The following is a 5588-nucleotide window of genomic DNA, read 5'->3' as shown; positions in this document are numbered from 1 at the left end:
CATATCCTCAAAGGAACCCCCACGAGGAGGGGTTCAAACAATAAGCTCTACTGGCTTAGTTCACTAGCACACTGTTGAGTTCTCAAGCAACACACCACAACCCCAGCCACACAACACACGGCCGTCATCGAGGCGGTCATTCCTAGCAGTTTTTGGTGGAACACCCACTCAATCGCCCTAGGCGAGAGCTTGGTTCGTGTCCCGGTCGGCCGCCCGGTCTCCCTGGCGACGAAGAGAACATTACACGCCCGAAAACAGCCCGGAACAGGGGGGTGCCTTAACAAGATCACCGCAGGTCAGCGGGTATGAAACGACGGACGAGGCCCGGTCGCCTAGCCTGGCGGCATGTCTCAGACCGCATTCGTGACCGGCGCGAGCGCCGGGTTCGGCGCCGCCATCGCGCGCCGGTTCGTCAAAGAGGGCTTCCGGGTCGTCGCGGCCGCCCGGAGCGAGGACAAGCTGACCGCGCTCAAGGCCGAACTCGGCGACGCGGTCCTGCCGGTCGTACTGGACGTGCAGGACCCGGACGCCGTCGAGACGGTGGTCGCGGGACTTCCCGAGGGCTGGCGGGAGATCGACGTCCTGGTCAACAACGCCGGGCTGGCCAAGGGGCTCGAGCCCGCGCACCGGGCCAAGCTCGCCGACTGGGACCAGATGATCGACACGAACATCACGGGGCTTGTCCACCTCACCCGCGCGGTCCTGCCCGGGATGGTCGACCGCGGACGCGGGCACGTGATCAACGTCGGCTCGGTCGCGGGGAAGTACCCCTACCCCGGCGGCAACGTCTACGGCGCGACCAAGGCGTTCGTGCACCAGTTCAGCCTGAACCTGCGCAGTGACCTGCACGGGACCGGCGTGCGGGTCACCGTCGTCGAGCCCGGCCTTGCCGGTGGCACCGACTTCTCGAAGGTCCGGTTCGACGGGGACCAGGGCAAGGCGGACGCCGTGTACGAGGGCACGACTCCGCTGACCGCCGACGACGTGGCCGAGTCCGTGTACTGGGCCTCGGCGCAGCCGGCGCACGTCAACGTCAACGTGATCGAGCTGATGCCGGTGGTCCAGAGCTTCTCCGCGCTCCAGGTCCACCGCGACTAGACGGCGTCGCCGAGTCCGAAGATCTCCCACAGCCGCTGTTGCGCCGGATCCCGGTCGGTCAGGATCCGGCGCGTCCGCGGCCGTCCCCCGGTCGACGGATACCGCAGCACGGTCTCGCCGATCCCGCCGAGCTGCTCCAGCAGTTCCCGCACCGAGAGGTTCATCCCGGCGAGGTCGGCCTCGCGGCGCATGAGGTGGGTGACCGTGGCGGTGAGGACGGAGACGAGCGTGTGCACGGCGATACGCCCGGGCGTCCACTCCCAGCGCGGGGTCGGCCCGGTCACCGCGGGCCCGGTCAGCCAGCGGAACGTCGATTCCAGGTGGGTCCTGGCGCGGTAGGCGGTGACGACCTCGGCGACCGGCCAGTCGTGGTCGGTGACCAGGACCTGCTTGCCGAAGTACTCCTCCTCCAGCCGGGCCACGGCGGCGTCGTCAATGCGCCAGGTCAGCCGGATCTCGCCGGACTTCGACCCGGTCAGCGTCGTCGACAGCGCGCGTTCGACCCGGCGTCCCCTGGTGATCCGGCCGACCTCGGCGTGGATCTGGGACCGGTCGCCGCGATGCGTGCCCGCGGCGAGGGCGGCCGCGAGCCCGTCGAGTTCGCGGGTGGCGGTGCTCAGCTCGTCCGCGAACGCCCGGGACTGCGCGGCGTGCAGGGTCGCGGAGTGGGTCAGGATCACCCTGCGGCGGACGCCGTCGACGACGGCCAGGGTGTCCAATGCGGTCAGTCCGGCGAAGCGTTCGGGGTCGACACGTTTGCGCGCGGAAGCGGGCTGCGCCAGCAGGTCGGAATGTGCTGCCAGCGGCAGGGATCCGACGAAACCGCTACGCGCGCCGAGGTCCAGCTGTGCGGCCTGGCCGGCGTGGAACACGAGCGTGACGTCGGCGGCCGGATACCGCGAGCGGAGGTTTTCGACCAGGTCCGCGAACGTCGGCGTCGCACCGCCGTCCCGGCGATATCCCCGTGACGCCAACGGAATCGCGCCGTCGCGGGTGACGACGAGGCCGAGCCCGGCGAGCGCGTCCTGGCAGGCCGAGGGCAGGGTGCAGTCGGCCGCGGTGAACGAGGCGAACTGCGCGACGTCGACGGCGAGCGCGGCGGTGCCGTCGCCGAGGAGGCCGAGCACGGCTTCGGCGATCGTGCTTTCGACGGCGGTGACGCGCTCCGGCGTCAGTCGCCCCAGTGCCTTCCAGTGCGCCGTCGTGGTCAGCGCCGACCTCGGTGGACGCGGCCGGACGAGGTCTTCCGCCGCCGAGCCCGCCCACCATTCGCCGAGTGGGGCGGCCGGAGCGGTCGCCTGGTGCAGGACGGCGATCGCGAGCCGCGTGCCGAGCGTGGTCTTCGCGCGCTGAGGCCCGAAAACGGCGTCCACCCGGCGAACGAAGTCGAGCCGTCGCAGCGTGGCCCACACCGCGGCGACGTCTCCATAGGAGCGATGCCGTGCGCTGTCCGGGGCGGCGTCACCCGGCACGGCGCGGGCGATCTCCTCGGCCGTGCCGAGGTAACGCTGGGTCACCACACGCGGTGCGCCGTCGACGCGGGCGGACTCCGCGAGGTAGTAGTACGTCCGCCCGCCGATGCGCTTGCCGATCACCGAAGCCACACTTTAGGTAATACCGCCCGGATCGGAGATCGACAACCTTTGCAGGCCCCTGAGCTGGAAAAACGGTGCGGCATCACGTTCGGGTGAGACACCAGGCGATTACGGACTGGCCGGTCGTGGCCCGGCGCTCCTAGCGTGACGGGAATGGCACCCGATGCTGACGTGAACACCCCCACCGCCACGGCGATGCGCCGCGCGCTCGCCCGGGCGCGGGACGGCAAGACCCTCGACGCCGCCGAAGCCACCGTGCTGCTGCACGCGCGCGGCGACGACCTCGTGACGCTGTCCGAGCACGCCTCCCGTGTCCGCGACGCCGGACTCGCCCAGGCCGGCCGCCCCGGCGTCGTCACCTACAGCAAGTCGGTCTTCATCCCGCTGACCCGGCTGTGCCGGGACCGGTGCGGCTACTGCACTTTCGCGACCGTTCCGGGCCGCGTCGAGTCGCCGTTCCTGTCACCGGACGAGGTACTGGACATCGCCCGCAAGGGCGCCGAGCTGGGCGTCAAGGAGGCGCTGTTCACCCTCGGCGATCGCCCCGAAGACCGGTGGAAGGCCGCCAAGGACTGGCTCGACGCGCACGGCTACGACGACACGCTGTCCTACGTCCGCGCGATGGCGATCCGGGTGCTGGAGGAGACCGGCGTGCTGCCGCACCTCAACCCCGGTGTGCTCGGCTGGCAGGACTTCCAGCGGCTCAAGCCGGTTTCCGCGTCGATGGGCATGATGCTGGAGACCACGTCGAAGCGGCTGTTCACCGAGAAGGGCCAGCCGCACTACGGTTCGCCGGACAAGGATCCCGAGGTCCGGCTGCGGGTGCTGGAGGACGCGGGCCGCAGCTCGGTGCCCTTCACGACCGGCATCCTCATCGGCATCGGCGAGACGCACGAGGAGCGCGCCGACGCGTTGTTCGCGATCCGCAAGGTCGCGCGGACCTATGGCAGCGTCCAGGAAGTCATCGTGCAGAACTTCCGCGCCAAGCCGGACACGAAGATGCGCGCCACCCCGGACGCGGACCTCGACGAGCTGGCCGCCACCATCGCGGTCGCGCGGCTGGTGCTCGGGCCGAAGATGCGCATCCAGGCGCCGCCGAACCTGATCGGCCGCCAGTACGAGAAGATGCTGAAGGCCGGGATCGACGACTGGGGCGGGGTGTCGCCGCTGACCCCGGACCACGTAAACCCGGAGATGGCCTGGCCCGGTGTCGACGAGCTGCGCCGGCACACCGAGGAGCTCGGGTTCACGCTGCGCGAACGGTTGCCGGTGTACCCGGAGTACGTCAAGACCGGCGAGCCGTGGCTGGACCCGCGGATCGGCGAGCACCTGGCCGCGCTGACCGAGCCGGAAACCGGGCTCGCACTCGAAGAGGCCATCCCGAAGGGCATCCCCTGGCAGGAACCCGACGGCGGCTGGGAGCAGGCCGGCCGCACCGACCTGCACACCGAAATCGACACGACCGGGCGCACCGAAGACCGTCGAAGCGACTTCGACTCGGTGTACGGCGACTGGAAGGAGATCGGCGCGAACATCAAGTCCGCGCCGGAACGCTTCGACGTCGACGTCCGGGATGCCTTGCGCAGCGCGGAAAAGAACCCGGCCGGGCTGTCCGACGACGAAGCGCTGGCGCTGCTGCACACGGACGGCGCCGAACTCGACGCGTTCGCGAAGATCGCCGACGACCTGCGCCGCGAGACCGTCGGCGACGACGTCACGTTCGTCGTCACACGGAACATCAACTTCACCAACGTCTGCTACACCGGCTGCCGGTTCTGCGCGTTCGCCCAGCGCCGCACCGACGCCGACGCGTACACGCTTTCGCTGGAGCAGGTCGGCGACCGCGTCGACGAGGCGTGGGCCGCGGGCGCGACGGAAATCTGCATGCAGGGCGGGATCCACCCCGATCTGCCCGGCACCGCGTACTTCGACCTGGCGGCCGAGGTGAAGCGTCGGCAGCCGGGCATCCACCTGCACTCCTACAGCCCGATGGAGGTCGTCAACGGCGCCTCGCGGACCAATCTGTCCCTGAAGGACTGGCTGATCCGCGCGAAGGAGGCCGGGGTCGACTCGCTGCCGGGCACGGCGGCGGAAATCCTCGACGACGACGTCCGCTGGGTGCTGACCAAGGGCAAGCTGCCGACGTCGGAGTGGATCAAGGTCGTGACGACCGCGCACGAGGTCGGCCTGCCGACGACGTCGACGATGATGTACGGCCACGTCGACACGCCCGCGCACTGGGTCGCGCACCTGAAGCTGCTGGCGCGGCTGCAGCGCGAAGGCCTGGAGAAACACGGCAAGCGCGGGTTCAGCGAGTTCGTGCTGCTGCCGTTCATCCACCAGAGTTCGCCGATCTACCTCGCCGGGCTCGCTCGCGCGGGTGCGACGCCGCGGGAGAACCGCGCGGTGCACGCGCTGGCCCGGGTACTGCTGCACGGGATGATCGACAACATCCAGTCCTCGTGGGTGAAACTCGGCGAAGAGGGCAGCCGGGCGGTGCTGCAGGGCGGCGTCAACGACATCGGCGGGACGCTGATGGAGGAGACGATCAGCCGGATGGCCGGTGCCGCGAACGGTTCGTACAAGACGATCAGCGACATGCGCGCGATGGTCGAGCCGCTGGGCCGTCCGCTGCGGCAGCGCACCACGGACTACGGCGTCCCCTCGGACGAGAGGATCGCCGCCGCGGCCGCGTCGGACGGGGTGGCGACGGCGGTGCGCAAACCGTTGCTGCCGCTGCTGACGCCGTAAACCTCGGCGCCACCAAGGGCTGCGGGTTGGGCCCCCCTGGGGGGGCAAGACCCCGCGGGGGGGGGGGGGGGCGGTGGTTTTGACACCCCGCCCCCCCCGCGGGGGGGGGCGCACAAAAGAAAGGGTGGGCGCGCGGGGGCCGCG

At 70.3% G+C, this 5588-nt stretch carries 3 protein-coding genes; 2 read left to right on the top strand and 1 reads right to left on the bottom strand.

Annotated features, from left to right (window positions below; all coding sequences use genetic code 11):
- The first annotated feature begins 345 nt into the window (after positions 1 to 345).
- Positions 346 to 1098, top strand: a complete 753-nt coding sequence (locus ACFWY9_RS36085; RefSeq protein WP_378330420.1) for an SDR family NAD(P)-dependent oxidoreductase — start codon at positions 346 to 348, stop codon at positions 1096 to 1098.
- Here the strand turns inward: ACFWY9_RS36085 and ACFWY9_RS36080 are convergent.
- On the bottom strand, positions 1095 to 2693 hold the full coding sequence (locus tag ACFWY9_RS36080) for a transposase (protein ID WP_378330458.1): 1599 nt from the start codon (positions 2691 to 2693) through the stop codon (positions 1095 to 1097). The genes ACFWY9_RS36085 and ACFWY9_RS36080 overlap by 4 nt on opposite strands.
- 153 nt (positions 2694 to 2846) lie before the next feature.
- On the opposite strand from ACFWY9_RS36080, the gene ACFWY9_RS36075 reads away from it, so the two are divergent.
- The gene (locus tag ACFWY9_RS36075) at positions 2847 to 5444 is read left to right on the top strand and encodes a bifunctional FO biosynthesis protein CofGH (RefSeq protein WP_378330421.1); all 2598 of its coding nucleotides are present in this window, start codon (positions 2847 to 2849) and stop codon (positions 5442 to 5444) included.
- Positions 5445 to 5588: the final 144 nt, after the last annotated feature.

It is taken from the genome of Amycolatopsis sp. NPDC059027, from assembly GCF_042739735.1.
Taxonomy (GTDB): domain Bacteria; phylum Actinomycetota; class Actinomycetes; order Mycobacteriales; family Pseudonocardiaceae; genus Amycolatopsis.
Note: the sequence above shows the minus strand (reverse complement) of the source record. Positions and strands in the feature narration are given on the sequence as shown.

Excerpts from the sequence above, each read along its gene's own strand:
- ACFWY9_RS36085 (WP_378330420.1), top strand. The coding sequence starts at position 346 with ATGTCTCAGACCGCATTCGTGACCGGCGCGAGCGCCGGGTTCGGCGCC.
- ACFWY9_RS36075 (WP_378330421.1), top strand. The coding sequence starts at position 2,847 with ATGGCACCCGATGCTGACGTGAACACCCCCACCGCCACGGCGATGCGC.